Origin of the sequence: Bradyrhizobium diversitatis, assembly GCF_016031635.1 — a bacterium.
In the GTDB taxonomy this organism is placed as follows: Bacteria; Pseudomonadota; Alphaproteobacteria; order Rhizobiales; family Xanthobacteraceae; genus Bradyrhizobium; species Bradyrhizobium diversitatis.
This window is the reverse complement of record NZ_JACEGD010000012.1, coordinates 275083-302043: the sequence shown is the minus strand read 5'-3', so window position 1 is coordinate 302043 and position 26961 is coordinate 275083. Positions and strand designations below refer to the sequence as shown.

The window sequence follows — 26961 nt, the reverse complement described above, 5'->3', positions numbered from 1 at the left end:
GCGCTCGAACCCGGCCGCGATCTCGTCGCCGATCGCGGCTATGATGCCCGTGCTCTCATCGACCTGGTCGAAAGCCGTGGTGGGCGGGCTCATATCCCGACCTGCCGCGACCGCAAGGTCCAGCGCTCGGTCGATCCCGCCCTCTATCGCCAACGCAATTTGATCGAGCGCTTCTTCAACAAGTTGAAGCATTTCCGCCGTATCGCGACACGATATGACAAGACCGCCCGCAACTTCCTTGCCGCCGTCTTGCTTGCCTCAACGCGAATCTGGATGCGGTTTGAGTCCACGACCTAGTGAAATGCGGTTGTTGCGGAGGCGGGTACACGATGATCTCGAAGGACCTGCTCGGCTGCGCGACGGCGCGCAACAAGGGGACGTGCAATAATCGCCTAAACATCCGGCGCGATGCGCTGGAGGCATCCGTATTGAGCGGCCTCCGGACGCACTTGATGGAGCCCGAATTGTTCAAGGAGTTCTGCCAGGAATTCACCCGTGAAGTGAACCGGCTGCGGATCGAACGTCGAACCGATCAGGATGCTTGGCAGAGCGAACTGGGAAGAGTCGAAAAGCAAATTCGAGGCATCATCGCCGCGATCAAGGACGGCATGTACCAACCGTCGATGAAGGCTGAGATGGATGCGCTCGAAGCTCGCAAGGCGAAGTTGACCGATCTGCTCGCGAATGCCGAAGAACTCCCGCCGCTCTTGCACCCGAACATGGCGGAGATCTATCGGCAGCACATCTCGGCCCTTTATGAAAGCCTGCAAAGCGAAGGGGAGAAAGCCGAGGCGGCAGAGCTGTTCCGTACCTTGGTCGACCAGGTGACGCTCGTGCCGGAGGCAGAACAACTCGCCATCATGCTGCGCGGCGACCTAGCTGCGATCCTGCGATTTGCGGCAGGCAGAAAGAACCCCGACTTCCTGTCAGAAGCCGGGGCTCTGGATGGCTTGCTATCGCAAGCATCGGTGGTTGCGGGGATAGGATTTGAACCTATGACCTTCAGGTTATGAGCCTGACGAGCTACCGGGCTGCTCCACCCCGCGTTAAATCGTTGCGTGCCTTTGCGAAAATCCCGGGGACGGTCGGTTGAGGCCGGCGCTGTTCGCGTGGCTTGCTCTTCCGTCCCAAAGGCTTCCTTGGAAGGCGACCCCGGGGCAATGCCCGTCGGGTGCGGGGCGTATGTATCAAGGCGGGGTGCCTTTGGAAAGGGCTGCGCGAACGTTTTTTTCGACTTTATGACAGGGGATGGACGAATTTCCGCTGCGTTCCGCGCGCTCTTGCCAGAAGTTCCGCAAAGCGCCAGCTTGCGGCAACAAGATTCAGGCTGAAACGCCTGGAGGGAGGAACGCCGTGGACAAATCCCCGACGAGCGCCCCACTGCGGGCCCTCGAAGAGGCCCTCCATGCCATGCGCGCGCGGTCGCGGGAGGAACCGGCCCCTGACCTGGCCCAGCGACTCGACCGGCTGGCGCGGCTGCGCGCGGTGATCGCCGATAACGAGGAGCGCTTCCGGCAGGCGATCTCGGCCGATTTCGGCCACCGCTGCGCGGTCGAAACCACCATCGCCGAGACCATGCTGCTGTTCTCCGAGATCCGGCATGCCACCAAGCACCTCAAGGCCTGGATGGCGCCGCAGCGCGTCGCCACCGCGCTGCAATTCCTCCCCGCGCGCAACCGGCTGATGCCGCAGCCGCTCGGCGGCGTCGGCGCCTCCGGCACCGGCGCCTATCACGGCGAATGGGGTTTCAGGACGTTCAGCAAGCTGAAGCCGGTGTTCTATCGCTCCGGGTTCAACCGTCTCGCCGATCTCTATCCGCCCTATGACGGCAAGATCGCGCGACTGGAGAAGTTGATGCGGTTCATGTCGTCGGGAACAGTCATTCCGGGGCGCGCGTAGCGCGAGCCCGGAATCCATCTGTCCCGCATCGATGGTGGTGACATGGATTCCGGGCTCGCGACTTCGTCGCGCCCCGGAATGACGATAACGGGGAAACAACAATTGACCGACACATTCGATTTCGTCGTCGTGGGCGCGGGCTCGGGCGGCTGCACCGTCGCTGGCCGGTTATCCGAGGATGCGGCGACATCCGTGGCGCTGCTCGATGCCGGCGGGCCTTGCGACAACTGGGTCGTGACCACGCCGGGCGCGCTGGTGCTGATGGTCGCCGGCAACGTCAACAACTGGGCGTTCAACACCGTGCCGCAGAAGGGGCTGAACGGCCGCATCGGCTATCAGCCGCGCGGCAAGGGTCTCGGCGGCTCGTCGGCGATCAACGCCATGGTCTATATCCGCGGCCACCGCTCCGACTACGACCACTGGGCTTCGCTCGGCAACACCGGCTGGGCCTATGCCGACGTGCTGCCCTATTTCAAGCGCTCGGAGAACAACGCCGATTTCGACGGCAAGTATCACGGCAAGGACGGGCCGCTCTTCGTCAACAAATTGCGCTCCGGCAATCCGGTGCAGCAGATCTTCCTGCAGGCGGCACAGGAAGGGCAATTCCGCATCCGCGAGGATTTCAACACTGACGACCATGAGGGCCTCGGCATCTACCAGGTGACGCAGAGGAACGGCGAGCGCTGGAGCGCGGCGCGAGCCTATGTCCATCCGCACATGGGCAAGCGCGCCAACCTGCGCGTCGTGACCCAGGCGCATGCCACGCGCATCCTGTTCGATGGCAGGCGCGCGGTCGGCGTCGAATACCGCCAGGGCAAGGAATTGATGCAGCTTCGCGCGCGGCGTGAGGTGATCCTGGCCGCCGGCGCATTTCAATCGCCGCAGCTCCTGATGCTGTCGGGCATCGGCGATGCCGCCGCGCTGCACGGGCACGGCATCGCAAGCGTGCATCATCTGCCGGGCGTCGGACAGAACCTGCAGGACCATCCCGACTTCATCTTCGGCTACATGTCCGACAGCCCCTATTTCTCCGGCATCTCGCTGAAGGGCATGCCGCGGCTGATCCGCGCCATCCTGCAATATCGGCGCGAGCGCCGCGGTCCCCTCACCTCCAATTTCGCCGAATGCGGCGGCTTCCTGAAGACGCGGCCCGATCTCGACATCCCCGACATCCAGCTGCATTTCGGCATGGCGATGGTCGACGACCACGGCCGCAAGCGCCATAACGGTACCGGCTTCTCCTGCCATGTCTGCCTGCTCCGCCCGAAGAGCCGCGGCAGCGTTGCGCTCGCCAGCCTTGATGCGATGCAGGCCCCGCTGATCGATCCGAACTTCCTTGGGCACGAGGACGATCTCGAGACCATGGTCGCGGGCTTCAAGACCACGCGCCGCCTGATGGAGACACCGGCGCTGCGCGCGCTGCAGAAGAAGGACATGTTCACCGCCAACGTGCGCAGCGACGACGATATTCGCGCCGTGCTGCGCGAACGCGTCGACACCGTCTACCACCCCGTCGGCACCTGCAAGATGGGGACGGACGCGATGGCCGTGGTCGATCCGGCGCTGAAGGTGCACGGGCTCGAAGCTCTGCGCGTCGTCGACGCCTCGATCATGCCGACGCTGATCGGCGGCAACACCAATGCGCCGACCATCATGATCGGGGAGAAGGCGGCGGATATGATCAGGGCGGAGATGCGGTAACGCGACGCTGGCGCGTCATCTTCCGCGGTCGTCCCGGACAAGCGTAAGCGCCGATCCGGGACCCATAACCACAGGGAGAAGTTGTGGCGCGAGATCGCAACCCCGAGTCTTTGCCAAACCTCCTCCTGTGGTTACCGCGACGAGCGCAAGCGCTCGCGCTGAGGTCCCGGATCTGCGCGCGCTTGCGGCGCGCTTGTCCGGGACGACAGTTGGGCTCAATTCAGCAAGAACCCGCCGTCCACCGTCACGACACTCCCCGTCATGTAGCGCGAGGCCTTTGACGCCAGCAGCAGGATGGCGCCGTCGAGATCGGACTCGGCGCCGACGCGGCGCTGGGGGATGCGTTTGGCGAGGCGTTCGCCTGATGGCGTCGACCAGAACGCATGGTTCATTTCGGTGTCGATATAGCCCGGCGCGAGCGCGTTGATGCGGATGTTCTGCCCCGCCAGCTCCAGCGCCATCGCCCTGGTCGCCTGGATGATGCCGGCCTTGGAGATCGCATAGGGCGAGACTGCCTTCAGGACGCCGATGCCGAGCACGGAGGCGATGTTGACGATGTTGCCCTCCTGCTTGCGCGCGATCATGCGGCGGGCAATTTCGGTCGCGAGGAAATAGGCGCCCTTCAGGTTGGCGCCGATCACCGCGTCCCAGTCCGCCTCGGTCTGCTCGGTCGCGAGCTTCTCGATGGCGATGCCGGCATTGTTGATCAGCACGGTGACGGGGCCGAGCGCGGCTTCGGCGGCGTCGACAGCCCCGGCGATCGAGGCGGTGTCGGTGACATCGAGCGCGACCGCGGCCGCACGGCCGCCCTTGCCGCGGATCTCCTCCTCGAGGCTCTTCAGCTTGTCGGTCTGCCGCGCAGCCAGTGCGACGGCCGCACCATGCGCCGCCAGCACCCGTGCAAACTGCCGGCCCAGCCCCTGGCTCGCGCCCGTGACGAGGATGGTTTCTTTACTGACGTCGAATAGGTCTGACATGACGACTTCCTTGCCGATTTCCTTACCGATTCCTTGGGCGCATCCCTTGAGCTTTGGGGCCATCAATACAGACGATTTTAGCGATCTGAAACCGGAATGATCGGTTCGGCGTTCATTCGTTCCAGAGGCAGGGTTTCGCTCATGAACAGTTTCGATCTCGCCGTGTATGCTGCGCTCGCCGTCGCGGTCGGCTTCGGGTTCAGGACCGGCCTGCTGCGCAGCGCCATGACCATCCTCGCCTATCTCCTCGCCGCGCCGATCGCGGTTGCGCTGATGCCGATGATCGCACCGCAGATTGCCGGCAATGCCAACTCGCCGCTGCTGCAGAACTGGATCTGGTTCTTCGCGATCTTCGTCGTGGTGGGCATGCTGTTCGGCCATATCGGCCGCATCGCGCTGAACGACACCGTCGGCGAGGCGGGCATCGGCGACCGGCTCGGCGGCGCCGCGCTCGGCGCCATCAGGGTCGGCCTCGTCGCCACCACGCTGGTGCTGGTGTTCGACCAGATCGTGCCGGCCAACCGCGAGCCGCCTTTCCTCGCCGGCTCGCATCTGCGGCCGCTGTTCTCGGCCGCCGGCCAGATGGGCTTCAAGTCGCTCCCGCCGGAGGCGGCCTCCGCGATCGACCGCCTCAAGCAGGAGCGGCGCATCTGATCTGGCGCATTTGCATCGCAGCGTGGCCGCGCATGCATTTTGGTGCGGGCCCGTCCCTTATCAGCGGCGCAACAGTTGGCTAGAGTGCCGCCGTCCAAAACCTGCCTGACATTACGGAGTGATACAGTGGATCTTGGGATCAAGGGTCGCCGCGCCATCGTCTGCGCATCCAGCAAGGGCCTCGGGCGCGCCTGCGCCATCTCGCTGGCGGAGGCCGGCGTTCACGTCACGCTGACCGCGCGCGGCGCCGAAGCCCTGAAGAAAACCGCCGATGAGATCCGCAAGGCCTATCCCGACGTGACGGTCACCGAGATCGTCGGCGACATCACGACGCCTGCGGGACGCGAGGCGGTGCTGAAGGCGTGTCCCGAGCCCGATATCCTGATCAACAATGCCGGCGGTCCGCCGCCCGGCGATTTCCGCAACTGGACCCGCGACGACTGGATCAAGGCGATCGACGCCAACATGCTCACCCCGATCGAGCTGATCAAGGCGACGGTGGACGGGATGATGGCGCGCAAGTTCGGCCGCATCGTCAACATCACCTCGGCCGCGGTGAAGGCGCCGATCGACATTCTCGGCCTCTCCAACGGCGCGCGCGCTGGCCTCACCGGCTTCATCGCCGGCCTGTCGCGCAAGACCGTGATCAACAACGTCACCATCAACGGCCTGCTGCCGGGCCCGTTCGAGACCGATCGCCTGACCAGCACCGCGAAGGGCGAAGCCGACAAGCGCGGCGTCACGCCGCAGCAGATCCTGGCCGAGCGTGCCAAGCTCAACCCCGCCGGCCGCTTCGGCCAGCCCGACGAGTTCGGCTATGCCTGCGCCTTCCTATGCGGCGCCAAGGCCGGCTTCATCACCGGGCAGAACATTCTGCTGGATGGTGGTGCGTTCCCGGGCACGCTGTAACCGCGTTTGCAGGTGTACTCCCTCGCCCCGTTCTTACGGGAGAGGGCTGGGGTGGGGGGCTCTCTCCACAAGCACCGTGAGGACTGGACTCGCGGAGGCTCCCCCTCACCCGGAATTCAAACTGCGTTTGAATTCCGGCCTCTCCCCGCAGGCGGGGAGAGGCAAAGCAACTCACCGCTGCTTCGTTGGTTCGTCCTCGTCCCGCTCGCTGGGATCGGAGGAATCGGCGGTGAGGCGCTCGCCGGTCCAGTCGATGCCGAACTCCTCGAGCCCGTTCGCGAGCAGATCGCCCAGCATTGGCTCGCCGAGCAGATAGTGCACCGTTTCGCGGCGCGGGCTGCGATACTCGCCGCGCGCCTCCACGGCGCGGGCGCGCAGATCGTCCCAATCGTCGATCGTGCCGTCGCCGCGGCCAAGCCAGGTCAGCGCGACGAGATCGACCTGCTCGTCCTCGTTCAACGCAATCATGAAGCTGCCGAGCTCTTGCACGACAGGGTCGGAGCCATCGTCCTCGAGGACATCGATCGCATCGTCGTCGCTCGGGTTCGAGCCGGAATCCGGATCGGAATCCCCCTCCTTGACGTCGAATTCACGCGCCTTCTCGATCATGAAGGCAACCTTCTCGGCGGAAATCGTAAGCTCCGGCATGGCTCTCTCCAGGGTTCCCGCGATAACGCCGCATCGCGTCAGATGATCCATTGCGCTTGACGGCGGAAAACCGCATGTTTCTGCACCAAAAAGAAGCTGGGAAGGTGCCGGATGCAGTGGCAGGTGGGCAAGGTCAAAATCACCAAAGTGGCGGAATTGGAGACGGTCGGCTCGACCCGTTTCATCCTGCCGCTCGCGAGCAATGAGGAAATTTGCAAGCTGCCCTGGCTGATCCCGCATTTTGCCACCGAGGAAGGCCGGCTGAAAATGTCGATCCATTCGCTGGTGGTGGAGACGCCCGGCAGGCGCATCGTGGTCGATACCGGCCTCGGCAACGACAAGCAGGGCCGCAACGTCCCGACCTGGAACAACCGCAGCACGCCGTTCCTGGAGACCATGACGGCGGCCGGCTTTGCCCCCGACAGCATCGACACCGTGCTGTGCACGCATCTTCATGTCGATCACGTCGGCTGGAATACGAAACTGTCCGGCGGCAAATGGGTGCCGACCTTCCCGAAGGCGCGCTACGTTTTCGGCAGGACCGAATACGAACACTGGCGCGACCATTCGACCGCGCCGGACAAGCAGGCCGTGTTCGGCGATTCCGTGCGGCCGATCGTCGATGCCGACAGGGCCGATCTGATCCCGAGCGACCACCGGCTGTGCGAGGAGATCAGCATGATCCCGACCCCGGGCCACAGTCCCGGCCATATGAGCATCCTCATCCAGTCGGACGGCGAACAGGCCCTGCTCACCGGCGACGTCGCCCATCACCCCTGCCAGATGGCGCATCTCGACTGGTCCTCGACCGCCGATTCCGACCGGGCGCAATCGGCCGCAACGCGGGCAGCGCTGTTCGGCCGCTTTGCCGACACGCCGACGCTTGTGATCGGCGGACATTTTTCGGCCGGGCATATCAGGCGGGAGGGGGACGCGTTCAGGTTCGTAGCGCTGGGGTGATCTCTGTTTTGGGCGGTTGAATTTCCTGCCGCCCTGTTCCATGAAGCTGTTAACCGACCGGTCCAATCTCCAGGGAGAAACGAGAATGAAGCTTGTTCGTTACGGCGAGAAGGGTGCGGAAAAGCCCGGCCTGATCGACAGATCCGGCCAGCTGCGCGACCTGTCGGCGCATGTGAAGGACCTCACCGGCGAGGCCTATTCGCCCGAGTCCCTGAAGAAGCTGGCGGCGCTCGATCCCGCCGCGCTGCCCGCCGTTTCCGGCAAGCCGCGGTTCGGTGCGCCCGTCACCGGCATCTCGAAATTCGTGGCGATCGGCCTCAACTACAGCGACCATGCCAAGGAGACTGGCGCCGACATTCCGAGCGAGCCGATCATCTTCATGAAGGCCAACACCTCGCTGTCGGGTCCGAACGATCCGGTCGAGAAGCCGCGCGGCTCGACCAAGCTCGACTGGGAGGTCGAGATCGCCGCGATCATCGGCACCCGCGCAAAATACGTCTCGGAAGCCGACGCGCTGAACCATGTCGCCGGCTATTGCGTCTGCAACGACGTCTCCGAGCGCGCGTTCCAGATCGAGCGTCTGGGCCAGTGGACCAAGGGCAAGTCGCACGACACGTTCGGCCCGCTCGGCCCCTGGCTCGCGACCAAGGACGAGATCAAGGACGTGCAGAACCTTTCGATGTGGCTCGACGTCAACGGCCAGCGCCGCCAGACCGGCTCGACCAAGACCATGATCTTCTCCATGGCCAAGTGCATCTCCTACGTCTCGCAGTTCATGACCCTGCTGCCCGGCGACGTCATCACGACAGGCACTCCGCCCGGCGTCGGCCTCGGCATGAAGCCACCGACCTTCCTCAATGTCGGCGACGTCGTCACGCTCGGCATCGAAGGCCTCGGCGAGCAGCGCCAGGAGATCGTGGCGGCGTAAGCCGCGCGCGCATCATACACCGTCGTCATGCCCGGGCTTGACCCGGGCATCCACGTCTCACAGTCTGACCACGACGCGACGCGTGGATGGCCGGGTCAAGCCCGGCCATGACGAGGAGACACCGTTCGCACAAGACCGAATGCAGGACATCCTCATGAAGCTCACCTTCTCCCCCGCCTCGCCCTTCGCCCGCAAGGTGCGCATCGCCGCGATCGAGCTCGGGCTGATCGACAAGATCGAGTTCGTGCCTGCGGCCGTGACGCCGGGCACGGCCAACGAGGATTATTCGAAGATCACGCCGCTGAAGAAGCTGCCGGTGCTGATCACCAATGATGGCGACGTGATCCTGGATTCCTACGTGATCGTCGAATATCTCAATGAGATGGCCGGCGGCAGCCTGATCCCCGATTACGGCCCGCGGCGCTGGAAGGCCAAGACCAACCACTCGCTGATCAACGGCATGCTCGATTCCATGCTGCTGTGCCGCTACGAAAAGATGGTGCGGCCGCAGGGCCTGCAATGGCAGGCGTGGTCGGACGACCACTGGAACCGGGCCTGGACCGGCATGGCGCGCTTCGAGAACATGCCGGAGGTGCTGAACGGCCCGTTCGACATCTCGCAGATCGGCCTCGTTTGCGTGCTCGGCTATGCCGACTTCCGCTTCGCCGATTGCGGCTGGCGCAAGGCCTATCCCAAGCTCGACGCCTTCCACCAGAAGATGCTGGAGCGGCCGTCCGTGAAGATCTCGGTGCCGCCGGCAGCGTAGCGGAATACGCCGGGAGAATGACGGTGCGCGATCGCTTCTCCCTCACAAGTCTCAGTGCGAGCCTCGTGCTCGCGCTCACCGTTTCAGCCACCCATTTGCGGGCCGAGAGCATGCCGCCGGGACAAGCCGATCAGGCCTGCGGATCACCATCATCGGTCGACGATGGCTGGGAGATCGCCTCGCCCGACAGTGTCGGCATGGACACTGCGCAGCTGTGCACCCTCGTAGCGCGGCTCGCGCAGCGGTCAACCGCGGTCCATTCGGTCGTCGTCGTCAGGCATGGCAAGCTGGTTTTCGAACAGTATTTTGCCGGCTATGATCAACCCTGGGGACAGCCCGACGGCCAGTACGAGTTCGCTGCGACGATCAGGCACGACATGCGCTCGGTATCCAAGAGCGTGACCTCGCTGCTGGTTGGAATCGCGATTGATCGCAAGCTCATCGCGGGCGTAGATGAGCCCGTCCTGAAATTCTTCCCCGACTACGCATCGGTGAAGCAGCCGGGATGGGACGCCATCACGATTCGCCATCTTCTGACGATGTCCTCCGGCTTCAAATGGGACGAGGCGCGGGCCTGGACCGATCCAAAAAACGACGAACCGCGTCTCGTCACCGAGCCGGATCCCCTCGGCTATGTGCTGTCGCGACCCATCGCTGCACCGCCGGACACATTATGGACCTATAGCGGCGGCAGCACGGAGCTGCTCGGCAACATCGTCGAGCGCGTCTCGAAACAGTCGCTGGAGGCGTTCGCGCGCGAGGCGCTGTTCCAGCCGCTCGGCATCACCGATGTCGAATGGAAGGCCTATAAGAACGGCAAGATCGCAGCGGCTGCGGGCCTGCGCCTGCGACCACGCGATGCGGCCAAGATCGGCCAGCTCGTGCTGAGTCGCGGCCAGTGGAACGGCCGACAAGTCGTCCCGGCCGACTGGATCGCGCAGTCGATCACGCCGCGTTTCCAAGCGGTCGGCCTTTTCGGCGGTACGCTGTTCTACGGCTATCAATGGTGGATGGGCCGCTCGCTCGCCGGTAGCAAGGAGATCAAATGGGTTGGTGCCTTCGGCTGGGGCGGACAACGCATTTTCATCGTGCCCGGTCTTGATCTCGTCATGATGACGACTGCTGCGCAGTACGGCCAACCGAAGGAAGGCCTGGCCGCGATCGACATCCTCTCCAATATCGTCATTCCATCCGTGCACGACGCACATTGATACCCGGGAAGCTTTCATGAGCCTGAAGTTCTCAGTCGGCGATCTCACCATCCATCGCGTCATCGAGCAGGAGACCTCCTTCGTTCCTGCGCTGGAAATGCTGCCGGGGCTCACGCCGGAACTGCTGGCTGAGAACCGGACCTGGATGCGCGAGGCGAAGGCGCTGGACGAAGAGGACGTGCTGCTGCTGTGCTTCCAGTCCTACGTGGTGAAGACGCCACATCACACCATTTTGGTCGACAGCTGCATCGGCAACGACAAGCCGCGGCCGCGGCCGAAATGGAACATGAAGACCGACGATACCTATCTGCGCGGGCTCGATGCCGCGGGGTTCTCAGTCGACGACATCGACTTCGTGATGTGCACGCATCTGCATGTCGATCATGTCGGCTGGAATACGCGGCTGGAGAACGGCCGCTGGGTGCCAACCTTCCCCAAGGCGCGCTATCTGTTCGCCAAGCAGGAATTCGACCACTGGTTCGCGCAGAACGCCAAGACGGAGATCCCGCCCTTCGCCGACAGCGTGTTGCCGGTGGTCGAGGCTAACAGGCATGAGCTCGTTGGCAACGACCACCAGATCGGCGATCACGTTCGCATCCTGCCGACGCCCGGTCACACGCCCGGCCATATCGCAATCACGATGGGACGCGGCAAGGACGAGGCGGTGTTTTCAGGCGATCTCATGCACTCGCCATTGCAGACGCTTTATCCGGAGCTGTCGATCAAGTTCGACGTCGACCCGGCCAAGGCAGCCACGACGCGCCGCAGCTTCCTGGAGCGCTATTGCGACACCGACACGCTGTGCTGCACGGCACATTTCCCCTCGCCGTCGGTCGGCAAGATCAAGCGCAAGGGCAGCGGATTCGTTTGCGCGGCGGTGTAGCGCAAGCGGTCTTCCTGCTTCCTCCCGTCATGCCCGGGCTTGTCCCGGGCATCCACGCTCTTACAATCCATCGATCACGAAGAACGTGGATGGCCGGGACAAGCCCGGCCATGACGAGGAAACAACATGCCTGATCTGCCCGACATTCCCCTCCCCGCCGGCATCCGCTCGCGTACCATCGACGGCATCAACGGCTTGCGCGTGCATGTGCTCGAGGCGGGATTCGAGACCAGCGGACGGCGCTGCATCCTGCTGCTGCACGGCTTTCCCGAGCTTGCGTTCTCCTGGCGCAAGGTGATGCCGGCGCTGGCCGACGCAGGTTATCACGTGATCGCGCCGGATCAGCGCGGTTATGGCCGCACGACGGGATGGAGCGCGGATTACGACGGCGATCTCTCCCCCTTCTCGCTCCTCAATCTCGTGCGTGACGCGCTCGCCCTGGTGTCGGCGTTCGGCTACAGGCAGGTCGATGTGGTCGGGCATGATTTCGGCAGCCCGGTCTCGGCCTGGTGCGCCTTGATCCGGCCAGACGTGTTTCGGTCGGTGACGATGATGAGCGCGCCGTTCGGCGGACCGCCGCCGCTGCCGTTCAACACCGCGCATGCGCCGGCTGAGCCTGCGGCCGAAGACGCGGTCCATCGCGAGCTCGCCGCGCTGCCGCGTCCGCGAAAGCACTATCAATGGTACTATTCGACGCGCGAGGCGAACGCCGACATGCACCGCGCACCGCAGGGCCTGCATGATTTCCTGCGCGCCTATTATCATCACAAGAGCGCGGACTGGACCGGCAACAAACCCTATCCGCTGGCGTCGTGGTCGGCGGGCGAGCTGGCGAAGCTGCCGACTTATTACGTGATGGACCTGAACGAGACCATGGCGGAGACGGTCGCGAAGGAGATGCCCTCGCCGGACGCGATCGCCGCCAATCGATGGCTGCCGGACAGCGACCTCGCCTACTACAGCGCCGAATATGGCCGCACCGGATTCCAGGGCGGGCTGCAATGGTATCGCTACGGCACCTCGGGCACGATGAACAACGAGCTGCAGCTGTTCGCGGGCCGCAGCATCGACGTGCCCTCGTGCTTCATCTCGGGCAAGCAGGACTGGGGCACTTATCAGCGCCCGGGCGTGTTCGAGGCGATGCAGGCGCGCGCATGCACGAAGATGCTCGGCTGCCATCTCGTCGACGGCGCCGGCCATTGGGTGCAGCAGGAGCAGCCGGCCAAGGTGAGCCGGTTGCTGCTCGACTTCCTCGCCAAAGCCCGCGCCGCATGATTTGACCGGGGAACCGCGGCCTCCTATATAGTTTAGAATAATTCTAAATTAGGAAGACAGGCCGCCGTGAAGAATTTTGCCGATCTGACCGAGCGCGAAGTGCTGGCGGTTGCGATCTCCTCCGAGGAGGAGGACAGCCGGATCTACATGACCTTCGCCGAGGATCTGAAGGAACGCTATCCCGACTCCGCGAAGCTGTTCGAGCAGATGGCCGAGGAAGAGCGCGGCCATCGCCACATGCTGCTGGAGATGTACGAGCAGCGCTTCGGCCAGCATCTGCCGCCGATCCGCCGCGAGGACGTCAAGGGTTTCCTGCGTCGCCGTCCGATCTGGCTGACCAAGAACCTGCCGCTCGACACCATCCGCCGGGAAGTCGAGACCATGGAGCTCGAGGCCGAGCGCTTCTACGCCAAGGCCGCCGAGCAGGCCGAGGACGTCAACGTGCGCCGGCTGCTCGGCGACCTCGCCGAGGCCGAGAAGGGTCACGAGCACACCGCCGCCAGGCTGACCGACGAGATCCTGAGGCCCGACGTGCGCGCCGAAGAGGACCGCACGCGCCGGCGGATGTTCGTGCTGCAATATGTGCAACCGGGACTTGCCGGCCTGATGGACGGCTCGGTCTCGACGCTCGCGCCGCTGTTTGCGGCCGCCTTTGCCACGCATCAGAACTGGCAAACCTTTCTGGTGGGCCTTGCCGCCTCGATCGGCGCCGGCATCAGCATGGGATTTGCGGAAGCGCTCTCCGACGACGGCTCGCTCACGGGGCGCGGCTCGCCCTGGCTGCGCGGCATCACCTGCGGCGCGATGACGACGCTCGGCGGGCTTGGCCACACCGCGCCCTATCTCGTTCCCGACAGCTGGGCCAATGCGTTCTGGATCGCGACGGGAATCGCCTGTGTCGTCGTGTTCTTCGAATTGTGGGCGATCGCCTTCATCCGCTCGCGCTACATGGACACGCCGTTCCTCCAGGCGGTGTTCCAGATCGTTCTCGGCGGCGCCATCGTGCTGGCGGTCGGGATCGTGATCGGGGCGGCGTAGGAGCCACACTGTCCCACTGAGATAGCAATCGCCATCAAACAGCCGTTGCCGCGTTCGGCCAAACTGCGCATCATCCTCCAACAACCAGAGCGGGAGATGCGCCGTGGCCAAATCGGAATGGAGTTTCAAGAGTGCGGTCGAGCTGTCGGCCGCATTGAGCGCGAAGAAGGTCTCCGCGGTCGAGCTCACGCAGGATGCGATCGCGCGCATCGAACGGCATGACGGCAGGATCAATGCGGTCTGCGTGCGCGATTTCGGCCGCGCGCTCGTCGCGGCGCGCGAGGCGGACGCGGCGTTGGCGCGCGGCGAGCGCAAGCCGCTGCTCGGCCTGCCCGTGACGATCAAGGAATCCTTCAACATCGCCGGCCTGCCGACGACCTGGGGATTCGTGCCGCAGAAGGACTTCAAGCCTGTGGAAGACGCGCTGGCGGTGACCCGCATCAAGCAGGCTGGCGGCATCATTCTCGGCAAGACCAACGTGCCGGTGGGTCTCGGCGACTGGCAGAGCTACAACGACATCTACGGCACCACCAACAATCCCTATGATCTCGGCCGAACACCGGGCGGATCGTCCGGGGGATCGTCGGCGGCCCTTGCCGCAGGCTGTTGCGCGCTCGCCACCGGCTCCGACATCGGCGGCTCCCTGCGTGTGCCGGCATTTCACTGCGGCGTCTTCGCGCACAAGCCGACTCTCAATCTCTGCGCGGCGCGGGGCGAGACCCCGCCGCCGTTTCCAGCCATTCCGCGCGAGGGCGACCTCGCCGTCATCGGGCCGATGGCGCGCACGGCGGCAGATCTTTCCTTGCTGCTCGACATCATGGCCGGACCGGATCCGCTGGATGCCGGTGTCGCCTACAAGCTCGACTTGCCCGTTGCACGGCATCAATCATTGCGGGACTTTCGTGTCCTGGTGATCGACAGCCACCCGCTGCTGCCGACCGATCGGGACGTGCGCGGCGCGATCGACAGGCTCGCAACCGATCTGTCGAAGGCCGGCGTGACGGTCGCTCGCGAGAGCGCGCTGCTTCCGGACTTCGTGGAGACGTCGCGGCTTTACATGCGCATGCTGCTGAGCTTCCTCGGCGCGTTCTTACCTCCCGACGAGCTGGCGGACTCGCAGGCACGGGCGAGCCAGCTTTCGCCGGAGGATCGCAGCCTCGGCGCGGAGCGATTGCGTGGCATCACCGCAAGCCACCGCGCCTGGGTGCTCGACGCCGGCAGCCGCGCCGGCCTGCGGGCGCAATGGCGCGCGCTGTTCAAGAGCTTCGACGCGGTGATCTGCCCGATCATGCCGACGCCGGCCTTTCCGCATGACCATTCGCCGGAGCAGCGTCTGCGGCGTATCAGCATCGACGGCAAGGACTATCCCTATTCCGACCAGCTCGCCTGGCCGGGCATTGCCACGCTTCCGGGGCTGCCTGCGACGGCCGTTCCGCTCGGTCTATCGAATGACGGCCTGCCCGTCGGCGCTCAGATCGTCGGTCCGTGGCTGGAAGATCGCACGCCGCTCAAGCTCGCCGAGCTGATCGAGCGCGAGTTCGGCGGGTTCGTGCCGCCGAAGATGTTTGATGATTGATTCCTCCACGTCATTGCGAGCGAAGCGAAGCATCCAGACTACCTCCGCGGAGAATCATGGATTGCTTCGTCGCATCAGCGCAAAATTGCTTCGCAATTTTGTCGCGAGCTCCTCGCAATGACGTAGCGAAAACAGCGATACTGAAATCAACTATCGAACACAATCACGCTACGCAGCGTCTTGCCGGCTTTCATGTTGGCAAAGCCCTCGTTGATCTCGCTCAGCTTCAGCTTGGCCGAGATCCAGTCTTCGAGGTGCAGCCGGCCGCGCAGGTAAAAATCGACCAGGCGCGGCATGTCCAGGCGAAAGTGGTTGGAGCCCATCGAGGAGCCCTGGATCTTGCGCTCGCGCAGGAAGTCGAAGCCGTGCAGCTCGATCTTCTGGCCGAACGGAATCATGCCGACGATGGTGGCGGTGCCGCCCGAGGCGAGCATGCCGAACGCCTGCTCGGCGGTCTCCTTGCGGCCGAGCACTTCGAAGGAATGATGCACGCCGCCATTGGTGAGGTCGCGCACCTGCTTCACGACGTCACCATCCGCCGGGTTGATGATATCAGTCGCCCCTAACTTGGTCGCGAGCTGGAGCTTCGCCGGATTGGTGTCGATGGCGATGATGCGGCCGGCGCCCGCGATCTGCGCGCCGTTGATCGCGGCCATGCCGACGCCGCCGCAGCCGATCACGGCCACGGTCTCGCCCGCCGTCACCTTCGCCGTGTTCACCACCGCGCCGTAGCCGGTGATGACGCCGCAGCCGATCAGCGCGGCGAGATCGAGCGGCATTTCCTTCCTGATTTTGACGATGGCATTCTCGTGCACCAGCATCTGCTCCGCAAAAGAGGAGAGGTTCAGGAACTGGTGCAGCTTCTCCGGCTTCGACCATTGCATCCGGTTGGAGACGCCCGGCAGCATCTTCACCGTGGTGTCGGTGCAGAGCACGGTGCGGCCCGTGGTGCAGTTGTCGCAGGTGCCGCAGAACACGGACAGGCAGGTGACGACGTGGTCGCCCGGCTTGACGTAAGTGACGTCGGAGCCGACCTGCTCGACCACGCCGGCGGATTCGTGCCCAAGCACCGCCGGCAGCGGATGCGGATAGAGCCCTTCCATGAAATGCAGGTCGGAGTGACAAAGGCCGGCAACTGCGGTGCGGATCAGCACCTCGCGCGGACCGGGCTTCGGCAGGCTGATGTCCTCGATGACGAGCGGCTGGTTGACTTCGTGGAGGACGGCGGCCTTCATCAGTGTTCCCTCATTGTTATGTTTATCGTTGCGTGCACACTTCACCTCTCCCGGTGGGAGAGGTGAAGTGAGCCTACGCTGCCAGAACCAGTTCGCCAACCTCGCTCATGCCGCCTGCGCGATCGCCGAGCAGCAACGCGGCGATCTTCGCTTGCGCGGCATTTTCCGTCAGCCGGAACGGGTCGCTCGGCAACACGCGATGATCGATGACGAGACGCGACAGTAGCAGGCGGCGCGCATCGCCGCGCATGTCGTGGATACGATGCGCCTCCCAGGCGAAGGCGACCGCGCTCGCGACATGATAGAGCAGGCTGGTGGTGCGGCGTGCCTCCGCCTCATTCTCGGACTTGCTTGCGACCTCGCGCGCAAAGCCGACGGCGCGATCGGTGAGATCGCGCAGACGGTCGCGCCAGGCCTGCGGCACGGAGGCGCTGTCGTCGAGCCGGGCGTGCAGATCGGCCGCGAGCGCGGACTCCGCGCCGTGGCGGCCGACCGCGCGCCTCAAGGCGTCGATCGCGACGATGTTGCCGGTGCCCTCCCAGACCGAGCCCAGATGCGCATCGCGCAGCAGGCGAGCGGTGGCGAATTCCTCGATATAGCCGATGCCGCCGCGCATCTCGAGCGCATCGCCGCAGACCTTGCGCGCATCGCGCGTGGCGCGGAATTTCAGCGTCGGGGTGAGAATGCGCAGGAGCGCCGCTGCATCCTGACTTCCCGCTTCGGCGCGATCGAGCGCATCAGCGGTGAGAAAGCTCATCGACAGCGCCTGCTCGACCGGGAGCATGATCTTCAGCATCTGACGCCGTCCGAGCGGCAGGTCGATGATGCGGCTGCCGAACACCACGCGGTTCGTCGCCACCGTCATCGCGTCGTGATAGGCGCGGCGCATCAGCGCGGTGGATTTGACGCCGTTGGACAGGCGCGAGGAATTCACCATCTCGGCCATCTGCACAAAGCCGCGGTCGAGCTTGCCGACCGCGTAGGCGACCGCGCCTTCGAGCTTGATCTCGCCTGACGCCATCGAACGGGTGCCGAGCTTGTCCTTGAGGCGCACGATCCGGTAATGGTTCTGCGAGCCGTCGTCGAGAAAGCGCGGCATCAGGAACAGGCCGACGCCGCGCGTTCCCGGCCCGGCGCCTTCGGGGCGCGCCAGCAGCATCACGACTTTCGCATCGGCATTCGAGCAGAACCACTTTTCGCCGTAGAGGCGCCAATGGTCGCCCTCCTGCACCGCGCGCGTGGTCAGGGTGCCGACATCGGAGCCGCCCTCCTTCTCGGTCATGAACTGGCCGCCTTGCGTCAGCTTGCTCATGTCGGTCGAGGTCAGGCCGTCGAGATATTTTGCCTTCAGCGCCTCGCTGCCGAAATTTGCCAACAGCTTGGCGCAGCCGTCGGTGACGTTGATCGGGCAGCCCATGCCGAATTCGGTCTGGTTGAACAGGAAGGTGAAGGCGTGCTTGGCGACGACGGGATATTTGTCCGGCCAGCCCATGATGCCCTTGCGGATCGAGAGCGCGTGGATGCCGAACTCGCCGAACGCAGCGTTCTCCAGTTCGCGATAGGCCGGGTGGTATTCGATCCACTGCACGTCACGGCCGAACTTGTCGCGCTGGTGCAGAACGGGCGTGTGCCGATCCGCGAGCCGCGCGCACTCGTCGAGATGGCCGGCGGCGAGCTCGCCGAGACGGTCGAGATGCGGCTCGATATGACGGAACAGCGTATCAGGCAGATGAATGCGCAGGAGATCGGCGAGCGCCGGATCGGCGCGGTAGAAATTCATGCCTGACGTATCGGGCGCCAGCAGGCCGGAAGGTGCGGCCGCGGCATTTTGTGGCTGCGCTGTGACCGGCTTGTGCATGTTCGTCCTCTTCGTTTCCGTCCGATGGCAATTCTTTGCGCTTGCCGCTTTGGATGATGTCGATCATGCTCCCGTCGCGGACAGCGATAAAGCCGCAAATTGTCAGGGCGGCATGATCGCCGTGGAGGAGCAATTCGCTCTGCGGAACTGTCATCGTCCCGGCTGGTTCTTCGCACAGCCCACGCATAGATCAGCGGCTCCTGCTTCCGAGAGATCACGCCATGGAACATCCGAAATACAAGATCGCTCTCATCGTCGGTGCCGGCGAAGGCCTGAGCGCCTCGCTGGCGCGACTGCTCTCCGCCCAGGGCATCCGCGTCGCGCTCGCCGCGCGAAAGATCGAGAAGCTCGGCGCGCTCTGCAGCGAGACCGGCGCCAAGGCCTATGCCTGCAACGCCACCGAGCCCGACGAGGTCGAACGGCTGTTCGGCCTCGTCGAGCGTGAGATCGGAACGCCCGACCTCGTCGTCTACAATGCCAGCGGCCGCTCGCGCGGGCCTTTCGTCGAGCTCGTTCCGGCCGATGTCGCGCAGGCGATTGCGGTCAGCGCCTATGGCGGCTTCCTGGTCGCACAGCAGGCGGCCAAGCGCATGCTGCCGAACAAGCACGGCGCGATCCTGTTCACCGGCGCCTCCGCCAGCGTCAAGGGCTATGCGCAGTCGGCCCCGTTCGCGATGGGCAAGTTCGCGCTGCGCGGCCTTGCGCAGAGCCTGGCGCGCGAATTGTCGCCGCAGGGCATCCATATTGCGCATTTCGTCATTGACGGCGGCATCCGCAGCGCGGCGCGAACCGAACCGGCGGACAAGCCGGATTCGATGCTCGATCCCGACGCGATCGCGCAGAGCTACTGGAGCGTGTTGCAGCAACCGCGCAGCGCCTGGAGCTGGGAGCTGGAGCTGCGACCCTGGGTGGAGAAATTTTGAGGCGATAATGTCGCCACAACAACCGTCATTGCGAGGAGCCCTTGCGACGAAGCTATCCAGGGCTGTCTCCGCGGATACATTTCTGGATTGCTTCGCTTCGCTCGCAATGACGGCAGGGAGGATCAATGACCACGGAAACCACCATCGACACCGGCACCAGTGAACTCCTCTGCGTTGTCCGCGACCGCGTCGCGATCATCACGCTGAACCGGCCGGAGGCGCGCAATGCGCTATCCGATAGCCTGACGCCGGCGCTGCGCACGATGATCCGGACCTGCGGCGAGGATCCCGGTGTCGGCGCGCTGCTGCTCACCGGCGCGGGCGAAGCGTTCTGCGCCGGCGGCAACGTCAAGGGCATGGGCGCGCATCGCGATCCGAAGAAGCTCGAAATGTCCTTTGACGACAAGGTTGCCGACCTTCAGGAGCGGCAACGGCTGCTGACCGGCGCGCTGGTGTCGGTGCGCAAGCCGACCATCGCCGCGCTGCCCGGTCCCGCGGTCGGCGCCGGGCTTGCCATCGCCATGGCCTGCGATATTCGCATCGCCGCACAATCGGCCTTCGTCGCGACCGGCTATGCCCGCATCGCGCTCAGCGGCGATTACGGCATCGCCTGGCTGCTCACCCGCCTCGTCGGCACCGCGCGGGCGCGCGAGCTGATGTTCACCGGCGATCGCGTCGATGCCGCGCGTTGCGAAGCCATCGGCCTCGTCAACCGCGTGGTGCCTGACGACACATTGCAGGCCGAGGCGTTCGCGCTGGCAAGATCGCTCGCCGAAGGCCCGCGCCTGGCGCTGCGCTACATGAAGGACAATCTCGACGAGGCCGTGCTGTTCGATTTCGAAACCGCCAGGGATCACGAAGCCGAGCGCCTGATCCGCCTGACCACGACCGCGGATCACAAGGAGGCGGTGCAGGCCTTCATCGAGAAGCGCAAGGCGGTGTTCACGGGGAAGTAGCGGCACTCCATCCGGGCTACGCGGTCCGAACCATTCGACCATTCCATATAGTAGAGACCCTATTTTGAGAGTGCTGAATGGATTGGTCTGAAGTGGTCCGAAAGGCCGCCATCCTGGCGGAGAAGACGGGCTATGTTACGTTCGATCAACTCAACGAGTTGATCCCGTCAGCTGAGGCGGAACCGGAAGACATCGATGCCATACTCACCGCTCTAAGCGAGCGGGGTATCTGGATCGAGGAAGAATAGGCCTCATCGTAGCTCGGATGGAGCGAAGCGTAATCCGGGAAGGTCTGCGCTTGGGGCCCGAATCCCGGATTGCGCTACGCTCCATCCGGGCTACGAAGAACAAAAAAAGCCCGGCTCTGGCTTTGCCAGGCCGGGCTGCAGTGGTGTCAGGCCGAGGCTGAGGGGCTGTCGGCCTGACGGGAAAGGGCGGCGAGGCGCCAGCTCGCGCAGGGAATGTCCTTCGGCGCGACGCTGATCTCCTTGTCGAAGCGCACCAGCTTCCAGTCGTCGGGATGGTTGACGAAAGCGAAGCCGGATTTGCGCGCGAGCGAGACCATCGCCTCGTTGGAACGCAGCGTGTCGCCGAACATGTGCTCGGCGCCAAGCGCGGCGGCGCGGCATTCGAGGTTCTTCATCAGCGCGGTGGCGATGCCGCGGCCCTGCCAGCGATCGTCGACCGACAGGCCGAACTCGAGAGTCGCGGTCTCGGCATGGAAGGCGTAGCGCGCTTCGGCCACGATGGTCTCGAAGCCGTCGACCATCATGGTCGCAACGATCGTGAAGCGCTCGCCCTCACCGACCCGAAGGAAGTCGTGCAGCAGGCCCTGCGGCAGCTCGCTGATCGCGCCGAAGAAACGGTTGTAGCGGGAACGGGTCGAGAGCGAGCGGAAATAGTGCTGGAGCTCGTCGGTGTCGCGCGGCTCGACGAAGCGAACGTTGAGCGCCGTGCCGTCGCTTGTGCGCAGCCTGTCCGAATATTGCTTCAGATCTTCGAGGCGAAGGATGCTCATGACACATGCCGTTCAAAAAGGGACCGCCGGCGCCCCACAGTCAGGCGGCGCCGGCCTGGCGGCCTATCAGGCCCGCCAGAAGGGCTTGTCGGCCTCGTAGGCAATATCGGACCAGGACAGCCCGACGTCGTGGAGGTCGCGGGCGGTCCAGTTGGTCAGCTCGCGCCGGGTCCGGTAGCGCTCGTGCCAGACATGGAGGACCTCGCCGATCTGGTAGAGGAGGCCGTGTGCATGATGATTTGTCATCGAATTGTCGGTCAATGTAGACATTTTCAGCTCCTGGAGCTAAGTTGACTGCTAATATCTGCCTTCTGCTGCGCCGCGACAAACGACAATTTGTACCTTTTCGCATGAAATAACGTCATGCATCCTGCTGCCAAATGACTGCCAGATTGCCCTCCCTGAACGGATTGCGAGCGTTCGAGGCCGCCGCGCGCCATCTCAGCTTCACGCTGGCAGCCAGTGAGCTGAACGTGACCCAGACCGCGATCAGCCATCAGATCCGCAGGCTGGAGGAGGAGCTTGGCATCCGCCTGTTCATCCGGCAGAACCGCGCGCTGGCGCTGACGCCGGAGGCGCGCGATTACCTGCCGGGCGTCCGCGCCGCCTTCAACGATTTGCGCCTGGCCACCGACCGCCTGTTGCGGAAGGAGGACGACAAGGTGCTGACGGTGTCGACGCTGGCATCGCTCGCGGCCAAATGGCTGCTGCCGCGGCTGACCGTTTTCCAGGAGCAGCACCCCGGCATCGACGTGCGCATCACCACCTCGACCAGCCTCGTCGATTTCCAGCGCGACAATGTCGATGCCGCGATCCGCTATGGCCGCGGCCAGTGGCCGGGCCTGCGCGCCGACTGGCTGATGGCGGACGAGCTGTTTCCGGTATGCAGTCCGTCACTGCTGCGCGGCGACAAGCCGCTGCGCCGGCCCGAGGATCTGCGCAACCATCCGCTGCTGCACACCTCGAACGCCAACAGCGACGACTGGCGGCTGTGGCTGACCGCGGCGGGCCTGCCGGCGGACATCGCGCGGCATCCGGGCATCACCTTCGACATGATCTTCATGACCATCCAAGCCGCGATCGACGGCATCGGCGTGGCGATGGGACGGACCTCCTACGTCCAGGACGACATCGCCAAGGGCCGCCTCGTTGTGCCTTTCAAGATCGCGCTGCCGGCCGATGCCGGGTTCTACCTGGTCGCGCCGGAGGGCCGCCGCGAGGCGCCGAAGCTTGCCGCGTTCCGGCAATGGATCGTCGCTGCAACGCAAAATAAAGTCTGAAAAATCACCAGCTTCCTCCGGAATACCGGTTGACTCGCTCCGCTGCGCGCGGGATGGGGTATGACAGATTGTCGCAGCATCAATCTGTCGCCTTGCCGTGCAATGCATTTCGGCCCGGCCGCGTCTTTCCAAGGGAGCAACGTCATGGCTGGACCAGCCGCCTCAACCAATCCGGCCGCGATCAAGTCGCGCGTTGGCGCTATCCTGCGCGCAACCAGCGGCAATTTCCTCGAACAGTTCGACTTCTTCCTGTTCGGCTTCTATGCCGCCGCGATCGGCAAGGCGTTCTTCCCCTCGACCAACGAGACCGCCTCGCTGCTCAACACGTTCGGCGTGTTCTGGCTCGGCGCCTTGATGCGACCGGTCGGCGCCATCGTGCTTGGTGCCTATATCGACCGCATCGGCCGCCGCCAGGGCCTGATCGTCACGCTCGGCATCATGGCCTTCGGCACGATCGTCATCGCGTTCTGCCCGAGCTATGCAACCATCGGCATCGCAGCGCCGATCATCGTGCTGATCGGCCGGCTGCTGCAAGGCTTCTCGGCTGGCGTCGAGCTCGGCGGCGTGTCGGTGTATCTCGCGGAGATCGCCACGCCCGGCAAGCGCGGCTTCTACACCTCGTTCCAATCGTCGAGCCAGCAGGTCGCGATCTTCGTGGCCTCGATCCTCGGCTACATCCTCTCCGAGGTGATGCCGGCCGACACCGTGGCCGCCTGGGGCTGGCGCATTCCCTTCTTCGTGGGATGCCTGATCATTCCGCTGATCTTCCTCCTGCGGCGGACGCTGGAGGAGACGCCGGCCTTCCTCGCCATGAAGAAGCATCCGACCGCGAACGAGGTGTTCGCCTCCGCGCTCGCCAATTGGCGCATCGTCGTTCTCGGGATGATGATCGCGATCCTGACCACGACGACGTTCTACTTCGTCACCGTGTACACGCCGACCTTCGGCAAGACCGTGCTGAAGCTGTCGACGCATGACGCGCTGCTGGTCACGCTGCTCGTCGCGGTGACCAACTTCATCTGGAATCCGGTCGGCGGCGCGCTCTCCGATCGCATCGGCCGCAAGCCGGTGCTGATTGCGATCGCCTGCCTGTCGCTGGTGACCGCCTATCCAGCATTGCACTGGCTGGTGGCGGCGCCGACCTTCGGCAAGCTGCTCGCAGTCGAGATGATGTTCTCGTTCTATTTCGGCGTCTACAGCGGCACCATGTTGGGTGCCCTCGTCGAGATCGTGCCGGCGCATGTCCGCACCACGTGCTTCTCGCTGGCGTTTGCGCTTGCCGCCGCCCTGTTCGGCACCTTCACGCCGTTCGCCTCGACCTGGCTGATCGAGCGGACCGGCGACAAGGCCTCGCCCGGCTTCTGGCTGATGTTCGCCGCCCTGCTCGGCATCATCGCGGCCTCGACCGTGTATCGCGGCGGCAAAGCGGTGCCGGCCTATGATGCGGTGCCGGAGCCGGTCGCGGGACGTTGATGGCTCTTCACCTCTCCCCGCTTGCGGGGAGAGGTCGGATCGCTCTTGCGATCCGGGTGAGGGGGTACAGGTCCGGCGGGAATCTCATGCGCGGAGAGAGGCCCCTCACCCCAACCCTCTCCCCGTAAGAACGGGGCGAGGGAGCGCACTGCCGGTGCAGCTACAATTCCACCACCACGTAATCGCTCTCGACACTCACCGGAATCGTCTCAGCGATGTAAGGCCCCTTCACCACGCTCGCGCCCGGCTCGACATGGGCCGGATAGGCCTTCACGCGGAAGCGGCGGGGGTCGCAGTAGGATTGGCCGGTGCGGATGTCGAATTCCCAGCCGTGCCAGGGACAGCGGATGATCTCGCCGAGTTTCGTGTACTCGATTTCGCCGGGATTGTTCGATTGCGCAAGCCCGATCAGCGGGCCCTCGCACAGCGCCGCGCCCTGATGCGGGCAACGGTTCATCAGGCCGAAATACTCGCCCTTGACGTTGAAGATTGCGATCGGCCGTCCGTCGATCTCCAGAAACTTTCGCGTGCCCGGCGGAAGCTCGTCGACCGGCGCGATGACGTGTCTTGCCATCAGGAAACGCCGTAAAGCTTCTTCGCATTGCCGAGATAGAACGCCTCGCGATTGGCTTCGCTGACGCCCGCCGGCAAGACGCGCGAGGGCTCATCGTAATCCCAATGCGGATAGTCGGTTGCGAACAGGAGCCGATCCCAGCCGATCCATTTGATGACGTCGAACAGGTCCTCGCGGCTTTCAGGATCCTCCATCGGCTGCGTCGTCCACCACACCTGCTCGCGGATATATTCCGACGGCGGCCGCTTCACATGCGGCACCTCGCTCCTGAGCCGCTGCCACGTCTTGTCGAGTCGCCACGCCAGCGAGGGCGCCCAGCCGAAGCCGGCCTCGATCATCACCATCTTCAATTTCGGGAAGCGCTCGAACACGCCTTCCAGCACGAGGCTCGCCAAAGCCGATTGCTGGCACTGCGAGTGGCCCACCATCTCCTCGATGTAGTAGGACGGCCAGCCCGAGGGCGTGATCGGGTTGCCGCCGAAGCCGAAGGCGTGGACGCCGACGGGAAGGCCTGCCTCCTCCGCGGCCTGGTAGATCGGCCAATAGCGGCGCTGGCCGAGCGGCTCGACATTGCGGCTGAGCAGCAGCACCTGCACAAAATTCTTGTCGCCGGCGCGCTCGCGGATTTCGGCGGCGGCCGAAAGGCCGTCCTCGTTGCCGACGACAATCGAGGCCTTCAGCCGCTTGTCCTTGCTCGTCCATTTGTCGATCTGCCAGTCGTTGATCGCCGAGCACAAAGCGGCCGAGAGCTCGTGATTGCGGATGCCCTGCCCGGTGTTGAGCGGATTGAGCACGCCCAGTTGCACGTTGTTGGGATCGAGCAGCTGCTTCTGCATAAAGGCGAGCGAGGAGCCCTGCGGTCCGCCCTCCGGCGGATAGGCATCGCGGCGCGAGGCGTTGGGCTGGGCCTTTGGATAGGGCGGGCCTTCCATCATGCCCTGATAGGCATGGACGCCGTAGACTTCGAGGTGATGCTGCCAGCGTTTGGCGAGGTAGGGGTAGAGCTCGGTGCGGGTGGCGCGTGCCGGATGGATGTCGCAGTCCGCGATCGCGGTTTTGACGGTCAGTGGGGAAGCGGCTTCTTGGTTCTCGCGGAACTGGATATTCATCGCCTTGCCTCCTTTGGCAGCGGGCTCATTTCAGGCGGGGATAGGTTGCATGCGGATTGTCGATCATGATCTTGCGCACGAGATCGGGGGACAGACCTTCGGGCAGCGCGTCCTGGCCGTCGAACTGCCAGTGCGGATAGTCCGTGGAGAATAGGACCAATTCGTCCGACTGCATATGATCAAACAGGCGAATTAATGTCTGAGGTTCCGGCGGCGCATCAAATGGTTGTAACGAGAAGCGGATGTTGCTGCGCACAATCTCCAGCGGCGCGCGATCGACCCATGGGGTCTCCATCCGCACCCCGCGCCAGAACTTGTGCAGGCGCCAGAGATAAGGCGAGATCCAGGACACGCCCGACTCCAGCAGCACCATTTTCAGCCGCGGATATTTGGCGAACACGCCTTCGACGATCAGGCTGGTGAGCTGGGTCTGGAACGCCTGGGCCTGCCCCACATAATCCTCGATGTGATAGGATCCCCACCCCACAGCGGTCGGCGGATTGTGATAGGCGGAACCGGCGTGGATGCCGACCGGGAGTTCCAGCCGCTCCGCGGTCTCGTAGATCGGCCACAGCGCGCGCTTGCCGAGCGGCGTGTCGCCCATCACCAGCATCAGGACCTGCACGAAGCGCTTGTCCAGGGCGCAACGCTCGATCTCGGCGACGGCCTTCTCGACGCTTTGCGTCGGGATCACGATCGAGCCGCGCAGCCGCGCATCGCGATCGAGCCATTCCTTCGCCAGCCAGTCGTTCAGCGCGCGGCAGAAGGCGGCCTGCATGTCCTCGGAGAACACCATCTGCACGCCATAGATCGGATTGCAGATGGCATGCTTGAGCTGGAAGGGATCGAGCACATGGCGCTGCATGTCCGCCACACTCTCGCCCGGCTTGCCCTGCTCGGGCCGCCAGTCGGGCCGTGCCGTAATCGGCGAGTTCTGCGGATAGGATTGCGAGACGAGGTCGACCATGCCGCGCGTCGTCACCTGATCGCGCCAATAATCGTTCAGGTACGGCAGCAGGCTGGTCAGATGCGGCACGGCCGGATGCACATCGCAGTCCACCCCGCCGGCGATCAGGGACGCCATGACGTCTCCTTCACGTTTCCTCGTCA

General features: G+C 64.4%; 27 protein-coding genes, 1 tRNA gene and 2 pseudogenes. 19 read left to right on the top strand and 11 right to left on the bottom strand.

All coding sequences use genetic code 11. From position 1 onward, the window contains the following. On the top strand, nucleotides 1–297 hold a 297-nt coding region (locus H1B27_RS15515), incomplete at its 5' end, for a transposase (protein WP_197966642.1). A 32-nt stretch (nucleotides 298–329) separates the two neighbouring features. Continuing rightward, nucleotides 330–380: pseudogene (locus H1B27_RS40100) on the top strand (hypothetical protein); the annotation flags it as partial. A gap of 12 nt (nucleotides 381–392) precedes the next feature. On the opposite strand, the gene H1B27_RS40095 reads toward H1B27_RS40100, so the two are convergent. Further along, the gene (locus H1B27_RS40095; protein ID WP_246515432.1) at nucleotides 393–851 is read right to left on the bottom strand and encodes a hypothetical protein; all 459 of its coding nucleotides are present in this window, start codon (nucleotides 849–851) and stop codon (nucleotides 393–395) included. 118 nt (nucleotides 852–969) lie between these two features. Continuing rightward, a tRNA-Met gene (locus tag H1B27_RS15505) sits at nucleotides 970–1046 on the bottom strand. A 192-nt stretch (nucleotides 1047–1238) separates the two neighbouring features. On the opposite strand from H1B27_RS15505, the pseudogene H1B27_RS41380 reads away from it, so the two are divergent. Continuing rightward, nucleotides 1239–1710 (top strand): annotated as a pseudogene (locus tag H1B27_RS41380) (coniferyl aldehyde dehydrogenase); the annotation flags it as partial. A gap of 291 nt (nucleotides 1711–2001) precedes the next feature. Then, entirely contained in the window at nucleotides 2002–3600 is a 1599-nt protein-coding gene (locus tag H1B27_RS15495; RefSeq protein WP_197966641.1) for a GMC family oxidoreductase, read from the top strand. A gap of 215 nt (nucleotides 3601–3815) precedes the next feature. On the opposite strand, the gene H1B27_RS15490 is transcribed toward H1B27_RS15495, so the two are convergent. Then, the gene (locus H1B27_RS15490; RefSeq protein WP_197966640.1) at nucleotides 3816–4577 is read right to left on the bottom strand and encodes an SDR family oxidoreductase; all 762 of its coding nucleotides are present in this window, start codon (nucleotides 4575–4577) and stop codon (nucleotides 3816–3818) included. Nucleotides 4578–4718: 141 nt separating this feature from the next. Between H1B27_RS15490 and H1B27_RS15485 the strand changes: the two genes are divergently transcribed. Together H1B27_RS15485 and H1B27_RS15480 are read left to right on the top strand one after the other, a co-directional pair. Then, nucleotides 4719–5231 carry a CvpA family protein gene (locus H1B27_RS15485; RefSeq protein ID WP_131872052.1) on the top strand — a complete coding sequence of 171 codons (513 nt, stop codon included), beginning with the start codon at nucleotides 4719–4721 and terminating at the stop codon, nucleotides 5229–5231. 126 nt (nucleotides 5232–5357) lie between these two features. Beyond that, nucleotides 5358–6140, top strand: coding sequence for an SDR family oxidoreductase (locus H1B27_RS15480; RefSeq protein ID WP_197966639.1), 783 nt, complete (start codon nucleotides 5358–5360; stop codon nucleotides 6138–6140). Nucleotides 6141–6311: 171 nt separating this feature from the next. Here the strand turns inward: H1B27_RS15480 and H1B27_RS15475 are convergent, their stop codons facing one another. Further along, on the bottom strand, nucleotides 6312–6788 hold the full coding sequence (locus H1B27_RS15475) for a DUF3775 domain-containing protein (RefSeq protein ID WP_197966638.1): 477 nt from the start codon (nucleotides 6786–6788) through the stop codon (nucleotides 6312–6314). A 111-nt stretch (nucleotides 6789–6899) separates the two neighbouring features. Here H1B27_RS15475 and H1B27_RS15470 point away from each other — a divergent pair, with 111 nt between their 5' ends. From H1B27_RS15470 to H1B27_RS15435, 8 genes are all read left to right on the top strand, one after another. Next, nucleotides 6900–7748, top strand: a complete 849-nt coding sequence (locus tag H1B27_RS15470; RefSeq protein WP_197966637.1) for an MBL fold metallo-hydrolase — start codon at nucleotides 6900–6902, stop codon at nucleotides 7746–7748. A gap of 85 nt (nucleotides 7749–7833) precedes the next feature. After that, the gene (locus H1B27_RS15465; protein WP_197966636.1) at nucleotides 7834–8676 is read left to right on the top strand and encodes a fumarylacetoacetate hydrolase family protein; all 843 of its coding nucleotides are present in this window, start codon (nucleotides 7834–7836) and stop codon (nucleotides 8674–8676) included. A gap of 154 nt (nucleotides 8677–8830) precedes the next feature. Next, nucleotides 8831–9442: a glutathione S-transferase family protein gene (locus H1B27_RS15460; protein ID WP_197966649.1), complete on the top strand. Its 612-nt coding sequence runs from the start codon at nucleotides 8831–8833 to the stop codon at nucleotides 9440–9442. A 23-nt stretch (nucleotides 9443–9465) separates the two neighbouring features. After that, nucleotides 9466–10653: a serine hydrolase domain-containing protein gene (locus tag H1B27_RS15455; RefSeq protein ID WP_197966635.1), complete on the top strand. Its 1188-nt coding sequence runs from the start codon at nucleotides 9466–9468 to the stop codon at nucleotides 10651–10653. 16 nt (nucleotides 10654–10669) lie between these two features. Further along, entirely contained in the window at nucleotides 10670–11536 is an 867-nt protein-coding gene (locus H1B27_RS15450; RefSeq protein WP_197966634.1) for an MBL fold metallo-hydrolase, read from the top strand. Nucleotides 11537–11662: 126 nt separating this feature from the next. After that, nucleotides 11663–12811, top strand: coding sequence for an alpha/beta hydrolase (locus tag H1B27_RS15445; RefSeq protein WP_197966633.1), 1149 nt, complete (start codon nucleotides 11663–11665; stop codon nucleotides 12809–12811). A gap of 66 nt (nucleotides 12812–12877) precedes the next feature. Next, a complete protein-coding gene (mbfA, locus tag H1B27_RS15440; protein WP_197966632.1) occupies nucleotides 12878–13849 on the top strand; it encodes an iron exporter MbfA in 972 nt (323 codons plus the stop codon). A gap of 103 nt (nucleotides 13850–13952) precedes the next feature. Then, nucleotides 13953–15425 carry an amidase gene (locus tag H1B27_RS15435; RefSeq protein WP_197966631.1) on the top strand — a complete coding sequence of 491 codons (1473 nt, stop codon included), beginning with the start codon at nucleotides 13953–13955 and terminating at the stop codon, nucleotides 15423–15425. A 146-nt stretch (nucleotides 15426–15571) separates the two neighbouring features. On the opposite strand, the gene H1B27_RS15430 is transcribed toward H1B27_RS15435, so the two are convergent. Both H1B27_RS15430 and H1B27_RS15425 read right to left on the bottom strand, forming a co-directional pair. Continuing rightward, the gene (locus tag H1B27_RS15430) at nucleotides 15572–16660 is read right to left on the bottom strand and encodes a Zn-dependent alcohol dehydrogenase (protein ID WP_197966630.1); all 1089 of its coding nucleotides are present in this window, start codon (nucleotides 16658–16660) and stop codon (nucleotides 15572–15574) included. 73 nt (nucleotides 16661–16733) lie between these two features. Then, on the bottom strand, nucleotides 16734–18518 hold the full coding sequence (locus H1B27_RS15425; protein ID WP_197966629.1) for an acyl-CoA dehydrogenase family protein: 1785 nt from the start codon (nucleotides 18516–18518) through the stop codon (nucleotides 16734–16736). 221 nt (nucleotides 18519–18739) lie between these two features. Between H1B27_RS15425 and H1B27_RS15420 the strand changes: the two genes are divergently transcribed. The 3 genes from H1B27_RS15420 to H1B27_RS15410 all read left to right on the top strand — a co-directional run bounded on the left by H1B27_RS15420 (nucleotide 18740) and on the right by H1B27_RS15410 (nucleotide 20645). Further along, the gene (locus tag H1B27_RS15420) at nucleotides 18740–19441 is read left to right on the top strand and encodes an SDR family NAD(P)-dependent oxidoreductase (RefSeq protein ID WP_061881075.1); all 702 of its coding nucleotides are present in this window, start codon (nucleotides 18740–18742) and stop codon (nucleotides 19439–19441) included. Between the two features lie 125 nt (nucleotides 19442–19566). After that, nucleotides 19567–20397, top strand: a complete 831-nt coding sequence (locus H1B27_RS15415; RefSeq protein WP_197966628.1) for an enoyl-CoA hydratase — start codon at nucleotides 19567–19569, stop codon at nucleotides 20395–20397. Nucleotides 20398–20474: 77 nt separating this feature from the next. Next, the gene (locus H1B27_RS15410) at nucleotides 20475–20645 is read left to right on the top strand and encodes an RNA polymerase sigma factor region1.1 domain-containing protein (protein ID WP_197966627.1); all 171 of its coding nucleotides are present in this window, start codon (nucleotides 20475–20477) and stop codon (nucleotides 20643–20645) included. A 146-nt stretch (nucleotides 20646–20791) separates the two neighbouring features. Here the strand turns inward: H1B27_RS15410 and H1B27_RS15405 are convergent, their stop codons facing one another. Then, nucleotides 20792–21415, bottom strand: a complete 624-nt coding sequence (locus H1B27_RS15405; RefSeq protein WP_197966626.1) for a GNAT family N-acetyltransferase — start codon at nucleotides 21413–21415, stop codon at nucleotides 20792–20794. Nucleotides 21416–21481: 66 nt separating this feature from the next. Continuing rightward, nucleotides 21482–21685, bottom strand: a complete 204-nt coding sequence (locus tag H1B27_RS15400) for a DUF1127 domain-containing protein (RefSeq protein WP_197966625.1) — start codon at nucleotides 21683–21685, stop codon at nucleotides 21482–21484. A 110-nt stretch (nucleotides 21686–21795) separates the two neighbouring features. On the opposite strand from H1B27_RS15400, the gene H1B27_RS15395 reads away from it, so the two are divergent. Then, nucleotides 21796–22695 carry a transcriptional regulator GcvA gene (locus H1B27_RS15395; protein ID WP_197966624.1) on the top strand — a complete coding sequence of 300 codons (900 nt, stop codon included), beginning with the start codon at nucleotides 21796–21798 and terminating at the stop codon, nucleotides 22693–22695. Between the two features lie 144 nt (nucleotides 22696–22839). Then, nucleotides 22840–24168, top strand: coding sequence for an MFS transporter (locus tag H1B27_RS15390; RefSeq protein ID WP_197966623.1), 1329 nt, complete (start codon nucleotides 22840–22842; stop codon nucleotides 24166–24168). A 160-nt stretch (nucleotides 24169–24328) separates the two neighbouring features. Here the strand turns inward: H1B27_RS15390 and H1B27_RS15385 are convergent, their stop codons facing one another. From H1B27_RS15385 to H1B27_RS15375, 3 genes are read right to left on the bottom strand one after another with little or no spacing between them, the layout of a single operon-like run. Next, entirely contained in the window at nucleotides 24329–24742 is a 414-nt protein-coding gene (locus tag H1B27_RS15385; protein ID WP_197966622.1) for a Rieske (2Fe-2S) protein, read from the bottom strand. Continuing rightward, nucleotides 24742–25851: an amidohydrolase family protein gene (locus H1B27_RS15380; protein WP_197966621.1), complete on the bottom strand. Its 1110-nt coding sequence runs from the start codon at nucleotides 25849–25851 to the stop codon at nucleotides 24742–24744. Before H1B27_RS15380 ends, H1B27_RS15385 begins: the two co-directional genes overlap by 1 nt. A 25-nt stretch (nucleotides 25852–25876) precedes the next feature. Further along, nucleotides 25877–26935, bottom strand: a complete 1059-nt coding sequence (locus H1B27_RS15375; protein WP_197966620.1) for an amidohydrolase family protein — start codon at nucleotides 26933–26935, stop codon at nucleotides 25877–25879. Between the last annotated feature and the right edge of the window lie 26 nt (nucleotides 26936–26961).